Here is a 17,446-nt window from a genome sequence, read left to right on the forward strand (position 1 = left end):
GCCCGCCTGCTATCGGATAACACCGCGGAAAAGGCCGTTTGCCGCCAACCGGATATTGAATAGCGGCGGGGATAGGCGCATCTTGGCGCAATGAAACGCACGCTCCTCTCCCTCGTCGTGACGCTCGGCCTCGCCGCCGCCACGACCGGCGCCGCCCAGGCCGCCTGCTATGCCGAGTACAAGGCCAAGCGCGACACCCCGTTCGAGCTGATCTACGAGGTCGCGCAGGTCAGCGGGCCCTGTACCGTCGCCAATGCCACAGCTCAGCTTGGCGCCCGCCTGGCCGGACAAGGCCTGACCCTGCTCAAGGTCCTGTCGGTCCGCGAAGGCTAGAAGAAGGAGACTGCCGCACGTGCAGGATTTGGAAACCTCCATCACCGACACCCGCCGCTCCGGCAGCCGGATCGTGCTCTTTGCCGTCGCGGCCATCGTCACGATACTTGTCGGTGCCGCGATCCTTCTGGTTCTGACCCTGCCCGACGCCAACGCCTTCAACGACAAGGTGGCCCAGATCTTCGCCGAGAACGACGCGCTGACCTCGGATGCCGAGATCAAACTTCTGGAAATCCTCGCCCTTTCCGGCACCGCCTTTTCCGAAACGCTGGGCAGCTATCGAATGCTCATCCTCGTGCTACTGATCTTCGCCACCGCGCTGCTGGTGGCTGCGCTGGTATTCCTCGTGATGCTCGTCGGCATGAACCGCCGCCTTGCGCAGATCGAACATTCCGGCATCCAGGTCAGTTCGCTGCTCATCAGCCGCGAGGAAAACGCCGTCTACCTCAACAACATGGGCTTCAAGCTGACCGATGCGGCGATGGAAACCCTCGCCGTTCTGGCCGAGGCACGCATGGATGACGACGTGCTTTCTGGCGCGGAGATCGAAGCGGTGATCTCGGGTCGCTCCGCCGACGACTGCGAAGAGGCCGCCGGCGCGACCCGCATCAAGCGCCTGCGCGACACGCTGGGCAACCAGATGGTCTCGGAACTGCTGGTCAAGAACATTGCCCGCCGCGGCTACATGCTGGCGATCGACAAGAAAGTCATCCGCGTGATCTGACGCCTCCCGCGCCCTCTGGCGCGCGCTTCGCTTGCCGCGCTACCAAGAGTTGTGGAACTTCCACCACCCCCCTGCGTTTTCGACACTTACGACTAAAAACCGAAAACGTCCAAGGGGGACAGACATATGGAGACGTGGATTGAACGGATGGGCCTGAAAACCGATCCGGTAATTTTCTCGATATCCGCCATCTCCACCATCGTCTTCGTTCTTGCACTGGTCATCGCGCCGGAACCCATCGGCGATGCTTTCGCCGCCGGGCGCGCGTGGATCGTTTCTAACTTGGGCTGGTTCTTCATCCTCGGCGTCAACCTCTGGCTCGGTTTCCTCGTGTGGACCGCCATGAGCCGTCACGGCCATATCCGCCTCGGCCCGCGCGACTTGCGCCCCGACTACACAAACCTGTCGTGGTTCACGATGCTGTTTGCCGGCGGCATCGGCACCGTGCTGATGTTCTGGGGCGTGGCCGAACCCATGAGCCATTTCGCAACCCCGCCACTGCCGGGGGTTGAGCCCTATTCCGAAGAAGCCGCGAAGGACGCGATTTCCATCGCCACCTATCACCTCGCCCTGCACACCTGGACGATCTTCGCCCTGCCCGGGCTCGCCTTCGCCTATTTCATCAACCGCTATGACCTGCCCGTGCGCGTCAGTTCCGTTTTCTACCCTTTGATCAAGGACCGCATCTACGGTCCGTTGGGCAAGGCCATAGACATCGCGGCGGTTCTCGGCACGCTCTTCGGCGTCGCGGTCTCGCTCGGCCTCGGCTCGTCCCAGATCGCCGCCGGGCTATCCGCGCTCTTTGGCTGGGACTCCGGCGTTATGCTCAAGGTCGCGATCCTCGCTGTCCTGACAGCCGTGGCCGTAGTCTCCATCGTCGCGGGCCTCGACAAGGGCGTAAAGCTGCTGTCCAACATCAACATCGGCATGGCCGTGGGCCTGATGATCTTCGTGCTGATCTGCGGCTCGACGCTCTTTTTGCTGCGCGGCATGGTCGAAACCGTCGGGCTCTACCTCGGCAATCTGCCGCGCCTCGCGTTCTGGAACGACATGATGGCCGATATCGGCCCCAATTCCGACGGCTGGGGCTGGCAGGGCGGCTGGACGGTCTTCTATTGGGCCTGGACGGTCACGTGGTCGCCCTTCATCGGCCTTTTCGTCGCGCGCATCTCGCGCGGGCGCACGATCCGCGAATTCGTCTTCGGCGTGCTGCTGGCCCCATCGCTCTTTACTCTGATCTGGTTCTCGATCTTCGGCTGGCAGGCAATGGAGATCGACGGCATCGGCACCGCCGCGCGCGATGCCCTGGGGGACCAGGCCGGCGCGCTCAGCGATGCGGTAGCCGAGTCCGTGCCGCTCGCCATGTTCGCCTTCTTCGAAAACTTTCCCTTCGCCGACCTCGTACAGGGTATCGCCGTTCTCGTGGTCGCGATTTTCTTCGCCACATCCTCGGACTCGGCCTCGCTGGTGGTCGATATGCTCTGCACCGGCTCCCCCGATCCCGGCCCGACCCGCCAGCGCGTCTTCTGGGGCGTCTCTGAGGGGCTGGTGGCCACGATGCTGATCGTCCTCGCCGGCGACGCCGGCCTGACCGCCCTGCAACAGGTCATCACCGTCGTGGGGCTCCCGATCTTCTGCCTAGTGTTCCTGATGATCCCGGCCCTGATCCTCGGCTTGCGCAACGAAGAGATCAATCACATCAGCATCGGCAAGCGCCCCGGCCTGACCAAGTTCTGACAATGTGTGACCTGCCACTGAACTTTCATCTAGCCGGAACCGGAGCTCATTGGGTTGATACGCCTCGCCTATTGGCGCAGGTGGAGCAACCGACATCCATAAGGATCTTTCAGATGCCGCAGCGCGGGTTTCGGTTGCTGTGGTGAGGTATTCGGCGAATGCCTTTGGTGTCTGATAGCCAAGCGCCGAATGCAGACGTGTTTCGTTGAAGTCGGTCGCCCAGGTCCGGATCACGGCGCGGGCATGGGCCATGTTGCGGAACATGGTCTCGTTCAGGAGTTCGCCGCGCAGGAGCCAGTTGAAACCTTCGACGAAGCCGTTCTGCATGGGCTTGCCCGGCGCGATGTGATGCCATTCAAGCTTGCGCACCATGGCCAAGGTTAAGATCGCGTTACTGGTCAGTTCGGTGCCTTTATCAATGATGATCATGCCAGACGTTCCGCGGCGTTCGATCAGCGTCGCCAATTCCCGCGCAACACGCCGCCCGGAGATCGATGTATCCGGGATCGCCACTAAGCATTCCCGGGCGACATCTTCGACCGCGTTCAGGATGCGGAACCGCCGGCCAAAAGCGAACTGGTCATGGACGAAATCCAAAGGCCATCGGGCGTTTGTTTGACCGCCGGAAGTTCAAGACCAACGCTGAGCCGCGGGGTGCCTGTTTTGAGTTCATTGAAGGATGGTACACCTCCTCGCGTTGACACTCAGCTTTGGCATACAAGTCGCCGATCAACTGCGAAAGGACCGCCGCTTAAAAGCTGGAATCTCTAAGCCCATAATCGTCTCTGAAACCGGGAGAGTTCCAATGCGCCGCATGGGCCATATCCATTCTACTTGCTTTTTCGCAAGACAGGGGTTTTTCGCAGCCCATTCTACAGTGCGCCCGGCTTCCAATTCCGAGGCGGATAATTTGTCGCATTTTGCATTATCCGCTTATACGCTCGGCAGTATCGTCAGTTGAGCTCCATGTTCAGCCGTTCAAGCTGTACTTCGAGGTTTTCTGTGAAAGGTCTGCTGCGTCGTTCATTCCGCAGAAGCTCGGATGCTTTCCTGTATTGGTGAAGAGCTTCTTTCTTTTGTCCGAGGGACAAATAGACCTCGGCCAAATGATACTGCACTTCTGGATCTGAAACCAAAGCTCCGGCGGCGTCTTCAAGGTACTCGAGTGCCTCAGCGTCGTTGCCAAGCTTATGGGAGATCCATCCATAAGTGTCCTGAAACTGAGGTACCTCCGTGCCGCGCAACCGGCTCGCGATAGCAAAGGCACGTTCCAGGCTCACCCTGTCGCTGTGGTGGTTGGCCAAGAGGCTGGCAAGGTTGTTGGCGATCACCACGGAGGTGCTGTCGGTGGCATACAGATCCTTGTAGATAGCGATCGCCCGGTCGACGTCGCCTTGCTCCTCGGCTTCTCCAGCGGCGGCCCAGTTGAGCTTGGTGCTGGCGGGGAGCGCCTCGAGCGACCGGGCCAGCACAGATGACGCAGCATCGGCGTCACCCTGTCGGCGGTGCAGCTTGTAGAGCGTAAGCCAGACCGCCTCGGCCTTCGGAATGCCCGCAAGGATCCCTTCTAGTGCGTTGATCGCTTCATCCAATTGCCCGCTTTCGATCAGGCTGACAGCACGCAGATATTGCAGGGTCGGGTTGTCAGGATCCTTTGCCAGAAGGTCATTTGCGTATCGCAGCGCGCCAGCAGTGTCGCCTTCGGTCAGTCGCAGACGAACGATCGCGGGCGCGGCCTTGAGCGTCGCGCCGTCTTCGGCAAGCCCCAGCAGGAAATCCTCGAGCTCTTGGGCCCGGTTGCGCGCGGCGAGGCTTCTTGCAGTCAGTTCGTGGGCAAAGTTCTGTGCCGTCTCGCCTTCCTGTTTTTTCAGTGTCGAGATGACATGCGCACTCCGAGCCCAGTCCTCCATGCGCACGTAAAGGTCCCCCAGTGTGGCGAGAAGGTTCAGATGTCCAGGCTGCATACGGAGGGCAGACAACAGTACCTCCTCGGCTGCCAATAGTTTGTCGCCGCCCATTAGATACCTTGCATAGCGCAAGCTCTCTTCGGGGGAGAAGAGCGACGCTTCGAAGGCAAGAGACAGCATGTTACCCATTAAATCCGCATCGCCGGCGCGTTCATATGCGGCAGCCATGAGAGACATGGTGTCGGCGTCGCGCGGTGCGAAATCCAGCGCCGTGCGGAGTTGAATGATCGCCTCGGCAGGACGGTCTTCCTCAATAAGCCACTCGGCCTTGATTTTGAGTGCATCGATTTGACCCGGATCAGCAGCCAGTACCTCCTCCACAAGCGTTTTAGCGCTACCGATGGCACCTGTTACGAATTGCATTTCCGCCAGCGTAACCTTGATGCTGTTGGTCCTGTCAGATGGTTCGGCATCTTGTAGGATTTTCTGCATTCCGGTTATGGCCGCCGAATGCTTGCCGGTTTCAAAAGCCAGTTCCGCTCGCGCAGCCTGCAGTAGCCGCGGGTCCAGTGGCGGATCCTGAAGAAGCCTGTCGATTTCGTCGATCGCTACTGATGGACCGGCATATGTTCTCAGGAAGGCGATAAGGTCGGTCGTCGTGTCGTGCAGGTCCGCCGTCTCCGCGTTCTCGAGGCGATATCGAAGATAAGCTTCGGCGGCGTTAATCCGGCCCTGAGAGATGTGGCGCGCGATGAGAACCTTATGCAGGCCTTGGTCGGGATACCGCGCGACCAAGGCCTCCAGTTGGGCGATCACGTCGCTCTCGCGCCCCAGCTCTTCAAGCACGCCCAGGCGTTGCCGGAAAAGTTCGAAATTGTCTGCCTGCTCTAGGCCATTGTCGATAGCAGTCAGGGCCGCAGGCCAGTCCCTATTTCGGATAAGGTTGCTGATGACGACCTGACGCGCAATTGTCAGTGTTGGATCACCGGCCAGCAAAGCACTCGCGCGATCGACCGCAGCCGCGGTCTCTGTGCGGTTTTCTGCGAGCAGAGCACTACGGTAATCGAGACCTGCCCGCAGCGAGAGTAGCAGCGGATCGGACGGAGCCAGTCTTTCGGCAATCGCGAGATGACGCGCCGCTTCATCCCAATCGCGGAGATCTGTTGCCAAGCGGGCTAGTGCACGACGACTGGCAAGATGCTCGGGGTCCTGTTCGATCAGACGGAGGTACTGCGCATAGGCTTCTTCGACATGGCCCCGGCGCTCCTGCGCTTCGGCATAGGCAAGCTGCGCGCCAGTATGCGTCTCGTTGAGCTTGAAGACGTTTCGGAACTCGACAAGGGCTCTGTCCACGTCCCCTTCTGCAAGAAGAGCCAGCCCTTTCTCAAAATGCTTTTCAGCCCGCTTTTCGGCCGAGTCGCAGGCTGCGAGAAAAAGGAACACTACCAGCACCGCCCCGAGGGACATCATGCGCTTGAGCATAAAAGGTTTCCCGTCTGTTCTTTCGTGTCCGGCGTCGTCCCTTTTCTGCCAAACACCTACAGCCTAGTTCAGCATCCGGTCGCGCGAAAGACAACCCCGACAGTTCGCATCAGCAGGTGGATGTCCGTTTTGAATGACATCGCGTCGAGATATGCAATGTCGAACTTCGCGCGATCTGCGAAAGTACAATGGTTCCGATCCGACACTTGCCACAGTCCGGTTATGCCCGGACGCATACGCGTATAAATGTCCATTCTCGGATAAAGCTGATCTTGGCCTGTCATCATCGGACGAGGTCCGACCAACGACATATCTCCCTTGAGCACGTTCCAAAGCTGCGGAAGCTCGTCCATAGAGCTTTTGCGAAGGGCATGACCAATACGCGTGATCCGAGGATCGTGCGTCAGCTTCTGCTTGATGTCCCACTCTAGGCGCGCATCCGGGTTTGAAGCCAGGTAAGCCTCGAGCGTCGCATCCGCGTGTGGGACCATGGTACGCAGCTTCATCATGAAGAAGATGCGGCCATTCTTGCCGATCCGCGGTTGCCAATAAAACGGGTTGCGTCCGTCCAGAGCCACAGCCAATGCGAAAAGCGCTATCAGCGGCACAACGATGGGCAGCGACAGACCGACGAGCAGCACGTCGAATACACGCTTGAAAAAATGTGAATAAAATCCGACCCGACCTTCGAAGGACCTAACGACAAGGCCTTTGCCCGGACCTATTCCCTTCGGAACAAAAGTGCTTTCAAATTTTACAGTCATGACAATTTACGCCTAATTGCTAGAGCTATGGATAAGGAACCGGACAGCATCCGGAGAAGTGGTCTCTAATTTCCTAAAATAAGACACAATACCGACAACCTTTTGTCGAAGATACCTTTTACGATTGAGTAGTTCCCCTTGTGTAATAAGTTAACCGATGAAAGGCGTCCGCCAAAGAAATTTACGCGTACAACTAGGGCATAACCTTCAAAATTCTCGATATTTTTTCATTTAAGGTACTGAAATTTAATAATTTTTTCAAAATTAAATTAGGTTAACAAAAGTCTAATTCTTAATCGATTGTTCGGGATTTAACAACCCTTCAACACGCGCTGGTATCATCTCGACCCAGGTCGATAATCAGAGGTTGTGCAGAGTATGCGAATCACAGTTTTCCTCGAGTTCATGTGCGTGTTTCTGGTCGTGTGATCTGGCGCGGGCGAAATAAGGCAAACATGTGCAAAACAATCGTCTTGGGAAACAATGGTCTTGGGAATATGAGACTTAAATCGCTTAACTTTAAATCTTGATGCATGGCCTTGTCCGGTAAACAACTCCGATAAATCCAGTCCCGTTCCGCTATAGAGCTAATGTCGGTATCAATTCGGCCAACCCAATCTGGACGCATATTTCGTCATCGGGCTAGTGCGGATTACAAAAACAGTGGTTAAGTAACCTATACATCCTTTCAAATGAGGGTAAGCCTGCTTAATAAACCGCAAGCTGCCCTGTCCTTCAAAAATAGGTCGAACTAGGTCTTCCAAGTCTAGTAATTGTTCAAGTGGGCGTATCTTACAAACGCACCCGCTAGCTGACAGCGACACCTTAAATCAATTAACATCACACCGAGCTTCACACGTAACGTCGGCCCGAACCGGAGTAAGTTTTCAGCCTAGGCCGTCTCCAGGCGCTTAGTCTGCTTCCCAGAAACTGCGGCCTGACGGCGCCAGAGCAGAAGACCACCAAACGCCGTGAGCAAGAGCAGGCCCGACAATGGCAACGGCACAGCCGTCACGGTCAAACTGCTGAACGTTCCGGACAGACCGGAGCTCAGCGGGTTGCCAAAAAAGAACCCGCTATTTATGTCGAAAGCTGAAAGGCTCAATTGTGTCGGCAGACTGGTTGCCGAAACGGCGTCTGAATCCGAACTAATCAGACTGATACCCAGCGCACTGTGATTCGCTCCGACCGAAGCGCCGCCAACGTAAAGCAACGAACTAATCTCACCCAGCCAGTTATCCACGCTTGCGGTTCTAAGAACCGTATGCCGTCGAATTTGCGCTTCTTGACCGCCGAAGTTTGCGCTCATCCCGAGGATACCGCCGGTGAAACTTCCAACGCGGCTTGAAGCACGCGTGTCTCGCGTGTCCGATTCATAAGTAAGGCTGAAGGTCGCGGTGTCGCCAACCGTAATATTGTCATCCGCAAGCGCCGAAGACACGTGCTCAATTTCGCCAACGAAATCGATCTGATAAACGGCTGCTTCTGACTGAGATGCTTGAAAGCTCATCAATCCGACGGCGGCCGCAACTGCGTACAAAATTCTCACAAAAAACCCCCTTAGGCTTAACAATGCCGAAGTAGATACAACATATTGTTGACTTATACTTCCCCAAACACCGAAACATTCTCTCTAAATGGCTTCCAAAGCAAGTGAAACTTTGTTCGGACCTGTCTGGCTCAGCTCCTGATCCGGGTCCTGTACTAGCGGCCGCGCACCCATTCCCGGTTCGATCTTTTCAGCCGGACCACAAGGCTGACGCAGGAATATACCGCGAATCCAATGGGATCGGAGATCGCCAATCGTGAAAGCTCTTGCCAAGACAAGCGCCTTTTACCCTCATCTCTCAGCCTTGGACCAAATTGCTCAGAAAGTTCTTGCACACCTTCGTCCTGACGTTTTCGAACACGAACAAGATTCTGAAATCCCTCGATCATCGGCCAATGATATTTGGCAGGCACTTCGATTCGCTCTTCTGGATTGAATTGGCGGCGTGCATACGTGTCATCGGAGATTATATCAGGGAATTCGGCCCACCGCGCCCGGCCTGCCCGATTGACCCCGTAGAGGCCGGCCCCCACAGCACCGCCTGCGACAAACGGCAACTTGGCCCAAAATCGCCCGTACTGCCGGGTGACCCAACTGGATGCCGGCGCGACCCGCAAGCTGCCCGTGGCATATCGCGGCGCTTCTATGGACAACGCTTTGCGCAGTTGACCCAGAAGCGCGGGATCACAGCGGATATCTGCATCGTGATATACTATGAAGCACCCGGTCGCCGCCCTGTCCCCAACATTCAGCGCGTTGATCTTTCCTGGCTCATCGAGGTCGAGCACTGTCAGGGTCCAGTTCCGCGCAGAAAAAGCCGCCGTATGCTCGCGTGCAAGCGCAACGGTACGGTCGGTGCATGCATTTGCAATGACCAGAACCTCGACCGGGCCGGCGGCTGCATCCTGCGCAGCCAAAGCCTTTAGACAGTCGTCTATATAGGGTTCCTCATTGTTGGCCGGGATAATGACGCTGATGAGGTCGGGCTGATCGTCGCTCTGGGCCTGCTGTGCCATGTTTCGTAATTACCGAATACAAAGAAAGACAGTGTTGCCAAGGACTAGCCTCGTGCATCGCTGAAGGCCATGCTAAAAGTCCGGTCGATACAAAACACGTGGTGTTTTCGCGCCATTGGGGCGCGCTATGGACAAGGCCGGCTTGCTCAAAGAAGAATGAGACGACAGCGTCGGCATTGGCCGGCCCAGAACGCGAAACAGGACAATGCGGGACCTCATGCCTTTGGGCGATTTGAATGATCGGGACAATCCCATGACCTTCGTGAATGTGGCGACATGGCCGGAGTTGCTGGATGCTCTCGCAACGCGCCTTCGCGCCGGGCAAGGTTTTTCGGTGGCGACGCTCAATTTGGATCACGTGGTAAAGCTGCGTGACGATGTTCGGTTCCAGGAGGCATACCAACAGCAGACCTATGTCGTCGCGGATGGCAATCCTATCGTCTGGCTTCGGCGACTGATGCGTCAACCGGTGGAACTGATCCCGGGTTCGGAGCTGGTACACCCGCTGTGCGCGATGGCGGCGGAGATGAATGTGCCGGTAGCCCTTTTCGGGTCAACGGACGACACTCTATCCCGTGCGGCCGACAGTCTTGCCAATGTGCATAACGGCCTGCGCATTGTCTTGTGTATCTCGCCTCCCATGGGATTTGATCCGGACTCCACTGCCGCCGATGAGGCGCTGCAACAGGTCGCATCCAGCGGCGCCGGCCTGTGTTTCGTCGCGATGGGTGCACCCAAACAGGAGATACTCGCCGCCCGGGGATGCGACATCGCACCGAACTGCGGGTTCGTTTCGATCGGTGCAGGACTCGATTTCATCGCGGGCAGCCAGCGGCGTGCTCCGAAATGGGTCCAGCAGATCGCGATGGAGTGGTTGTGGCGCATGGCAAGCAATCCCGGCCGCCTGGCTCGGCGCTACGGCGCCTGTGTCGCGATCCTTCCCGGCCTCGCCTGGAAGGCCTTAAGCGCTGCTTCCGGCAACAACCCGAAATAGAAGCGCTTGTCGCCACCATGCTTAACCCCTTGTCTCAGGGGAGACGCAGCGCATCAGTCGAGACTGCGCGCGACTGGCTTCTGACCGAGAAGGGCCTGCACGACCCGCTCTTTCTTTGATCGCGGTGGCAGGACCTGCGCGTTCTCGACAAAAAACGCACCCTGCAAATCACGCTCATCCAACAGGGCGAGCGTGACGCCCCACTGGGCCGCCTTCTCTGGCGGCAGTCCGTCGGGCAGGCCCATATCGGTCTGCAGCGCGCCCGGCACCCAGTCGGTAAAAACGATGTTGGGAAACCGGTCGCCGAGTTCGGCGACGAGAGCTTTGGTCAGCACCCTCTGCGCGCCTTTCGAAACCGAATAGGCTGCGGCAAAAGGGATCGGGGCCTGATCCGCGAAAGTAACCACATTTATCACACGACCGAACCCGAGGTCCATCATCAAGGGCAGCACGTTGTGACAGGCGGAGAAGCTGCCGCCGAGGTTGACATTGACCGTGTCCATGAAGCTGTCCGGCGTTTCGTCAAGGATATCGCGGCGCGGATAGACGGCGGCATTGTTGATCAAAATCGTGACAGGGCCGAGCTCATTCTTGATCCGCGCGAAGGCCGCTTCGACTTGTTCAGGGTCGGCTATATTTGCGGTCACCGGAAGAAAGCGGCCGTCGCTTTCGGAGGCAAGGCCCGACAGCGCGTCGGTCGACCTGACGATCCCCGCCACCCGCATGCCACGGTCAAGAAAGGCTTTGACCAACTCCAGTCCCAAGCCCCGGCTTGCGCCGGTCACGACAGCTACACCATCGCGCAGCGCAGTTACGGCTTCAGTCATTTTGCTGATTTGCCTCCTTCAGACGGTCGGATACGATTTCAGCGACGCGCAGCGCATTCGCCCCGATCGTCAGGCTCGGATTCACGCCGGTCGAGGTCGGCATAAAGGACGCATCCGCAACATACAGATTTGCAAGATCGTGGGATCGGCAGGACCGGTCGAGAACGGATGATTTCGGATCGTCGCCGAAGCGCAGCGTTCCCATCGGATGACCGTAGTTGATCTGTGTCCCCTTTGTGAGATGGAAAAGACGCATGCCTTTCATCGCCTTGCGGATCGCTGACCGATAAAGGCGCCGGCGGCGATGCAGTTCCTCGGGAATCTCGTAGTGGAAAACTGGAACATCGGGATCATCCGGATCGAAAATAACGCGGTTCTCGTAGAGGGGCAGGTCTTCGACCATTCCGGCAAATATCTTGGCATTGCCGAAGTATCTGCAGGCAAGCGCAGCCAGCACGTTCAGACCGTTTCGCACAAGTTTGAGCTTCGGAAGGCGCGAGCGCTCGTAGATCTGCTTGATATGCATGGCGATGATACCGTAGGTCGCGTCGACACCGAGCGATTGTACCATACCGAACCGGTCGCCATCGCGAGAGTAGAGATCGCGAAAGGCAATAGATTTTGAGGGACCGTCGCCCGGAACCGTCTTTTTCGGCCAGATCGCGAAGTACTCGTCCAAGTGAAACATTAGTCCTCGCCCCACCCAGCCGCTGGAATTAGCGATAGGATTTTTCGACGCCGCCGCCGATGCCAGCAGCAGTCGAGGCGAATTCAATGCGCCCGCGGCGAGGATATAGATCCGGGCCCGGAGATGTAGTCGTACCCCCTGTCGGTCGCAGACAAGTCTTGAAACATACCCGTTCTCTTCTTGGATCTCACGCACATCGCACAGGTCCAGAATCTCCGCCAGGCCGGTTTCCAGGGCCGGTTCGACACCGGCAGACCGGCCATCCTTCTTGCAAGGTTTCGGACACTTCCTGCCGACGCATTGCAGGCATCCTTCAACATTCCCGATCGCGGAGTGCAGGCGGTAAGGATGCAACCCGCAGTCGCGGAAGCTTGCCAAAAGGTTTCCATCGCCCTCTGAGAATGGCGGTGGCGGCGCAAGCGGACCCGGATCCTCCCGCGACAACGGATCAGGCGTGCCGGAGATCCCAAGCAGGCGTTGAGCGTCTTCGTAGTAAGGCTGGAACGCGTCGTAGCCCACCGGCCAGCCACCGGTCGGATGTGGATGACCAGGCGTCGCCTCAAGATCGTGACGCTCCGGTCGCTCCAGCGACCCGGCGTAAAACACCGACGACCCCCCAACTCCGGCACCGATCGGCGCATAGAAATTCAGCGTCCGCCCTTCTACAATGGCTCGCACCGGGACAGGCCAGTACCCGCGCACAAGTCTCGCCGCAGGATCGGTCACGTCGTCGGCAAGTCCCTGGCCTTCGTGACGATGACCCTTGGGCCCTTTCTCGACAAAGAGCACGCGGTGGCCACTCTCTGCCAAGCGCCGGCCGACAAGACCACCGCCCATGCCGGCCCCAATTACGATAACATCCCAAACCCGGTTTTCGGCATCCAGCGTCTGCATAACTGACCTTCAGGAGCGGCTTTGGGACACGTGGCCCGCAGTTGGACCGTGACCGGGTATGAAACGCGGCAGGGGCTTGAGAACGGCCCCGAGACTGTCCTGCAAGCGCGCCTCGGCTGCGGCAATGTCTTCACCAGATTGAATCGGAGTAATCAGACGAACGATGGCGCTGTCGTTTCGACCATGCCGAACCTTGCTTTGCAGAAGGCGAAGCTTGGCGTCAAAAACCGATGCTGTGCGCAAGCCCTGCTGGTCATACCAGTAATAGACCAACATACGTTCCAGTCCCTTCTGGATGATCGCCCTGTTCAGTGTGAAAGACGCTGCGCTGTCGCCGGTGTCGATCGGGGCCGCGATGCTGTTCAGGCTCGCGATTTCCCAGCCACCACCGGGCAGGCAAACCTCAGGTGAGTGCACCCCGCCGCGATTCTGGTTCTCATACCATGCGATAAAAAGCTCAACCGGAACAGAGTGCCCTGCCCGTTCCAGCCGCACAGAGAGATAATCGTCCGCGGCCAGAACAGCCTCGGTTTCGGGATCCAAGCCGGACTGCGGCCCGCGACGCCAGCCCTCAAGCTCCTTTGGAAAAATCATGAACGGATCCCGTTCCGCAATAACGGTCGGACGGGCGGGCAGGCTTTCCGAAAAGAGCGCGCATACGGCCGTCAACAGTCCGGCGCTGATCAGGGCGGCAGAAGGATGGAGGAACTTAGCTCGCGTGACCTGCGTCCAGAGACCGTTGGTTTCAAGGTCCAGCGCGTCGACCAGACGTCGGCGCTGTGGATGCAGGCGTACCAGCATGGCGGCAAGCACGAAGAGCAGCAGCACACAGGACATGAAGATCACCCAGCCCTCGAAGAAATGCGCGAAGCCTTCGACGTGAGCGACCCCGTACTCGTTCACGACTACCGCAGCAATCGCAATGCGCAGCGCATTCATGAAGATCGTGATCGGCGCGGCCGCAAGCAAAAGCACAGCCTTGTGCCAAAACGGCCCCCGGTAGAGGACCGCAAAGATATAGGAAAAGCTGAGGATCGGAAAAAGATAGCGCAGTCCGGAACACGCCTCTGCGACGTGTAGCTTGTACACCCCGAGATCGATGATGTTGCCGTCCAGAAAGACCGAAATGTCCAGAAGCCGTACGAAAAAGACGCCGAGTTCGGACGAGATGCTCTGCAGATAGGTCGAGACCGCATAATAGAGCGCACCCGGCAACGGCAGCATGAAAACCAGATGAAGGACCGAGGGCCAGAATTGCTTGCCGGTGTCCCAGCCGAAACAGATCAGGATTATCGCCCCTATCCATAGGATCAGCCCGTACGCGACGATGTCATCGATATCGATCAGACGGCCAACCGCTCCAAAAGCCAGCGCCACCACCAAGAGAATGACGCCCGGCCAGACCCGGTCGGAAGGCCCGGCTTGTGTCGGAACGGATTTGAGATGTTGCAGGAACAGAAGCGCTGACAAGATCGGGATCAGTGGCCCATGGCTGTATTCCGGAAGCTGCCAGACCTCGATAAGTCCGGCAATGCCATTCCAGAAAAACGCCACCGTTGCGAGTGTGGCGAAAACCAGCCAAATGCCCCCCCACTTCGGCGAGTCCGTGTCGGATGTCACGTCATGCCGCGCCGCCGGTATCTCCGTCATGTGAAATTGCACTCGCTGGTCTCAAAAGCATGGCCGCACTCGGCGGGAAAAGTTACAGGCGCATACTAGTAAGATTTTGCATTGAAAAGCGACAAAAAAATCGGGCGACCCGCCGCATCGACAGCGTCGGATTTGCACAGATCCGGTTTGCGTGATCCGCTTCAGGCCGTACGGCGTTTCGTGTACACCGTCGCGCCTGCCTTCTCTTCCGAAGCGCCGGCCCTTTGAAAACCGCAACGTGCGAGCGCCCTTGCAGAGGCGGTGTTGCCATTATCGACGACCGCAAAGATTTCGTTCAGAACTGGGTATTGCAGGAATGCCTGCTCGGAGAACCGTGCAATCGCCTCTTTGGCGATGCCGCGGCGCCAATAGCGTCTTCCGACCCAGTAGCTGAGTTCGGCCGTACCGGCTCTGTCCCTCGCAACTTCCTTGTCAAAGGCCAACCGCACCTGTCCGACCGCGTTGCCGTCGAATTCGACCGCGCGGACATCGTGGTGCTGACCTTCAATGGATATGTCAATCAGGGTCCGGGCTGCCTCGGCGTCGAGAGGGTCTGGATAATCCTCGGGAAGGTGAGCCCAGATTTCAGGATCGTCCAGGAGCGCCCTGTAGACCGGCAAGTCTTCCTGCCGCCAACGGCGGAATGTACATGCGGTGGATCCCACGACGGATGCGGGCTGCTTATCCCGAGTTGCACGGACGGTCATCAACGACCCTTCGGCTTCCTCACAATCGAGGGTCACCCATCCTTGCTGCACAGGGTCGAAGGCCACGGCGATGGCGTTCTGTCGACAAAAGGCCAGTTCGTTCTGCGACAATGTTCCGTCAAACCGACGGCGATGCGGGTTGAAGGATTTTCCGTGTAAGACTTGATGCGATTTGACTTCGTTCTTGATCATAAGTCTACCTCTTCCGATGGGCCTACGGGTACTACTGCGTGTAGGTCGCTGGTTGAAATCGACACATCTACAAAAGAATTATCTTATTAAATTGTTTCGTTCGCGCGAAATTCAATAGCGTTATTCGCTCTCGCCGGGCCGTTGCCGGTTTGTCTCTCGCTTATTGCGCAACAAAAGCGGCACTATGGCAAAAAGCCCTTTAAAATTGAACTTTTGGCAACCGGGTTCGTTCACAGATCTTGCGTCCGGACGATCGGCACGCGGACCGAATGAGACCCGCCTTGCGGGAGCCGATGGTCATCGTCTCCCGCTAGATCTGGTACTCGTGCCACAGATCCAGGATGGCCGCCCAGTTCAGCCAGAAGCAAGACGCGGTGATCAGCAGCGCAATACCAACAAACAGGATATCGTGCAGCGGGTCCCACGCGCCGATGCGCCGCGCGAGCCAGACGACCACTGGATACGTCGCCACCATCGCCGCCCCCTGCCCGATCAAGGCCCCCAAGAGCCCGGCATATTCCACGCCCACGATCAGCCCGGCAACCATGAACATTGCTTTTGCAAATGCCATTATGAAGAAGCGGCGTGTATCGCCGGTCGCGACCGCGGCCTGATCGTAGGTCAGGATGATGATATGCGGAATGTGCATGATCGCCAGAACGGTAACGATCGCGCCGGCATCATAGTAGCGTGGATCGTACAGCAGGGACACAAGCCACACGCCAGCGGCGGAAAAGCCGGCGACAAGGACCATAAGACCACCGGTCATGGCCATACGCATCCGTCTCAGCGCCATAAAGTTTTCCACCGACTCATGTGGTGGCTTTTCACGGTAGATCGGGATCAGGATGCGTCTGTTCACCATGTGCCCGAGAAGTATTGGGAACGAGGCAAGAAAAAAGCCGATGCTATAGACACCGAATTGATCCAAGCTGAGATACTTCCCGAGGATCAACTTGTCGCTTTGTGACAAAACGAACCCACAAATTGTAGCAGGCAGGATCCACTTGCCGAAATTGATCAGTTCCTGCCTTGCCGCGCGTTCCCACCTGAATCGGTTCCCAGCACCCTCCAGAAAAAGAGCATAGAAAACGACAGAGAGCAGCGCGGAGATCGCAGGACCCATGACCAGGGCCCAGACCGACTTGTACCACCATGCCAGAACGATTGTAAAAAAGACCGTCAAGGATTGGACGCAAAGGTCAAGTATCGTGAGACGGCCCAGCTTCAGATGGCGTTGGGCGGTCTCCAGGCGTGTTGTCTTGAAGCCATCGATGAGAAGCGACAAGCCCGCCACTGGAAGCAAACCGACCAGCGCAGGCTCTCCGTAGAGCTGCGCCATAGGCCATGCCAGCGCTGCGGTCATGAGCCAGAGGCAAACCCCGCGTATGATCTGGATAGTCCAGGCCGTGTTCAGAAAATCGGGGTCGTCTCCACGACGCGACTGCATGATCGCCGGGCTTATCCCCATGTCCGAAAACTGACCAAGCCCGATAAGAACCACCATGACCAGAGCCATAAGACCAAAGGCTTCCGGAAACAGAAGACGTGTCAAAATAAGATTGCTTGCAAGCCGAATCAGCTGGCTCGTTCCGAAGCTTGCCACCGTCAACGACAGCGATCTGGCCGCGCGAGCTTCTAGGCTAGTACCATGTGAAAATTTTGACAAAAGCCTCATTTAGGAGGTGCAAGGTCTATGGTTGTCACGGCAACGTATTGGGCAATCAATCATTTAAGCTATCCGATAATGAAACTGGAACGCAGTTCTGTCGATGTAGCAAGCATCTTGCGTTCCGATCAAGCGTCTTGACGCCGTGGACCCTGCGCCACAAACTGCGATTCCCCAGCCGGATGACCGCCACGGCGCAACAATGCCGGGGAACGTGGTGAATTGTTACGCCATAGGGTGGATCTGACGGTGTTTTGGACAATTCCGCCCAATTCCGTTGCCAAACCTCCCTGAATAATGGCAGCTTACAGTC

At 57.6% G+C, this 17,446-nt stretch carries 13 protein-coding genes and 1 pseudogene; 4 read left to right on the forward strand and 10 right to left on the reverse strand.

What is annotated here, in order from left to right:
• Positions 1 to 90: 90 nt before the first annotated feature.
• From FIU86_RS17745 to FIU86_RS17755, 3 genes are all read left to right on the forward strand, one after another.
• Entirely contained in the window at positions 91 to 333 is a 243-nt protein-coding gene (locus FIU86_RS17745; RefSeq protein ID WP_152476295.1) for a hypothetical protein, read from the forward strand.
• Between the two features lie 19 nt (positions 334 to 352).
• Entirely contained in the window at positions 353 to 1,057 is a 705-nt protein-coding gene (locus FIU86_RS17750; RefSeq protein ID WP_172977546.1) for a hypothetical protein, read from the forward strand.
• A gap of 126 nt (positions 1,058 to 1,183) precedes the next feature.
• Positions 1,184 to 2,794: a BCCT family transporter gene (locus FIU86_RS17755; protein ID WP_152476296.1), complete on the forward strand. Its 1,611-nt coding sequence runs from the start codon at positions 1,184 to 1,186 to the stop codon at positions 2,792 to 2,794.
• A gap of 46 nt (positions 2,795 to 2,840) precedes the next feature.
• Here FIU86_RS17755 and FIU86_RS17760 read toward each other — a convergent pair.
• The 5 genes and pseudogenes from FIU86_RS17760 to FIU86_RS17780 all read right to left on the reverse strand — a co-directional run.
• Positions 2,841 to 3,406: pseudogene (locus FIU86_RS17760) on the reverse strand (integrase core domain-containing protein); the annotation flags it as partial.
• A gap of 341 nt (positions 3,407 to 3,747) precedes the next feature.
• Positions 3,748 to 6,183: a tetratricopeptide repeat protein gene (locus FIU86_RS17765; RefSeq protein WP_152476298.1), complete on the reverse strand. Its 2,436-nt coding sequence runs from the start codon at positions 6,181 to 6,183 to the stop codon at positions 3,748 to 3,750.
• A 68-nt stretch (positions 6,184 to 6,251) separates the two neighbouring features.
• Complete coding sequence (locus FIU86_RS17770) at positions 6,252 to 6,947, reverse strand: sugar transferase (RefSeq protein WP_152476299.1); 696 nt, start codon at positions 6,945 to 6,947, stop codon at positions 6,252 to 6,254.
• Positions 6,948 to 7,839: 892 nt separating this feature from the next.
• Positions 7,840 to 8,496, reverse strand: a complete 657-nt coding sequence (locus tag FIU86_RS17775; protein WP_152476300.1) for a hypothetical protein — start codon at positions 8,494 to 8,496, stop codon at positions 7,840 to 7,842.
• Positions 8,497 to 8,651: 155 nt separating this feature from the next.
• The gene (locus tag FIU86_RS17780; RefSeq protein WP_152476301.1) at positions 8,652 to 9,512 is read right to left on the reverse strand and encodes a glycosyltransferase family 2 protein; all 861 of its coding nucleotides are present in this window, start codon (positions 9,510 to 9,512) and stop codon (positions 8,652 to 8,654) included.
• 253 nt (positions 9,513 to 9,765) lie between these two features.
• On the opposite strand from FIU86_RS17780, the gene FIU86_RS17785 reads away from it, so the two are divergent.
• Positions 9,766 to 10,506 carry a WecB/TagA/CpsF family glycosyltransferase gene (locus FIU86_RS17785; RefSeq protein WP_152477223.1) on the forward strand — a complete coding sequence of 247 codons (741 nt, stop codon included), beginning with the start codon at positions 9,766 to 9,768 and terminating at the stop codon, positions 10,504 to 10,506.
• 53 nt (positions 10,507 to 10,559) lie between these two features.
• Here FIU86_RS17785 and FIU86_RS17790 read toward each other — a convergent pair whose 3' ends face one another.
• The 5 genes from FIU86_RS17790 to FIU86_RS17810 form a co-directional block, all read right to left on the reverse strand.
• Positions 10,560 to 11,333 carry an SDR family oxidoreductase gene (locus tag FIU86_RS17790; protein WP_152476302.1) on the reverse strand — a complete coding sequence of 258 codons (774 nt, stop codon included), beginning with the start codon at positions 11,331 to 11,333 and terminating at the stop codon, positions 10,560 to 10,562.
• The gene (locus tag FIU86_RS17795) at positions 11,326 to 12,915 is read right to left on the reverse strand and encodes a GMC oxidoreductase (protein WP_152476303.1); all 1,590 of its coding nucleotides are present in this window, start codon (positions 12,913 to 12,915) and stop codon (positions 11,326 to 11,328) included. The genes FIU86_RS17790 and FIU86_RS17795 overlap by 8 nt, the downstream gene beginning before the upstream one ends.
• A gap of 9 nt (positions 12,916 to 12,924) precedes the next feature.
• Complete coding sequence (gene xrtD, locus FIU86_RS17800; protein ID WP_254703878.1) at positions 12,925 to 14,469, reverse strand: VPLPA-CTERM-specific exosortase XrtD; 1,545 nt, start codon at positions 14,467 to 14,469, stop codon at positions 12,925 to 12,927.
• Positions 14,470 to 14,726: 257 nt separating this feature from the next.
• A complete protein-coding gene (locus FIU86_RS17805) occupies positions 14,727 to 15,464 on the reverse strand; it encodes a GNAT family N-acetyltransferase (RefSeq protein WP_152476305.1) in 738 nt (245 codons plus the stop codon).
• Between the two features lie 310 nt (positions 15,465 to 15,774).
• A complete protein-coding gene (locus tag FIU86_RS17810) occupies positions 15,775 to 17,142 on the reverse strand; it encodes an oligosaccharide flippase family protein (protein WP_152476306.1) in 1,368 nt (455 codons plus the stop codon).
• Between the last annotated feature and the right edge of the window lie 304 nt (positions 17,143 to 17,446).

The sequence above is a fragment of the Roseovarius sp. THAF9 genome, from assembly GCF_009363715.1.
GTDB lineage: Bacteria > Pseudomonadota > Alphaproteobacteria > Rhodobacterales > Rhodobacteraceae > Roseovarius.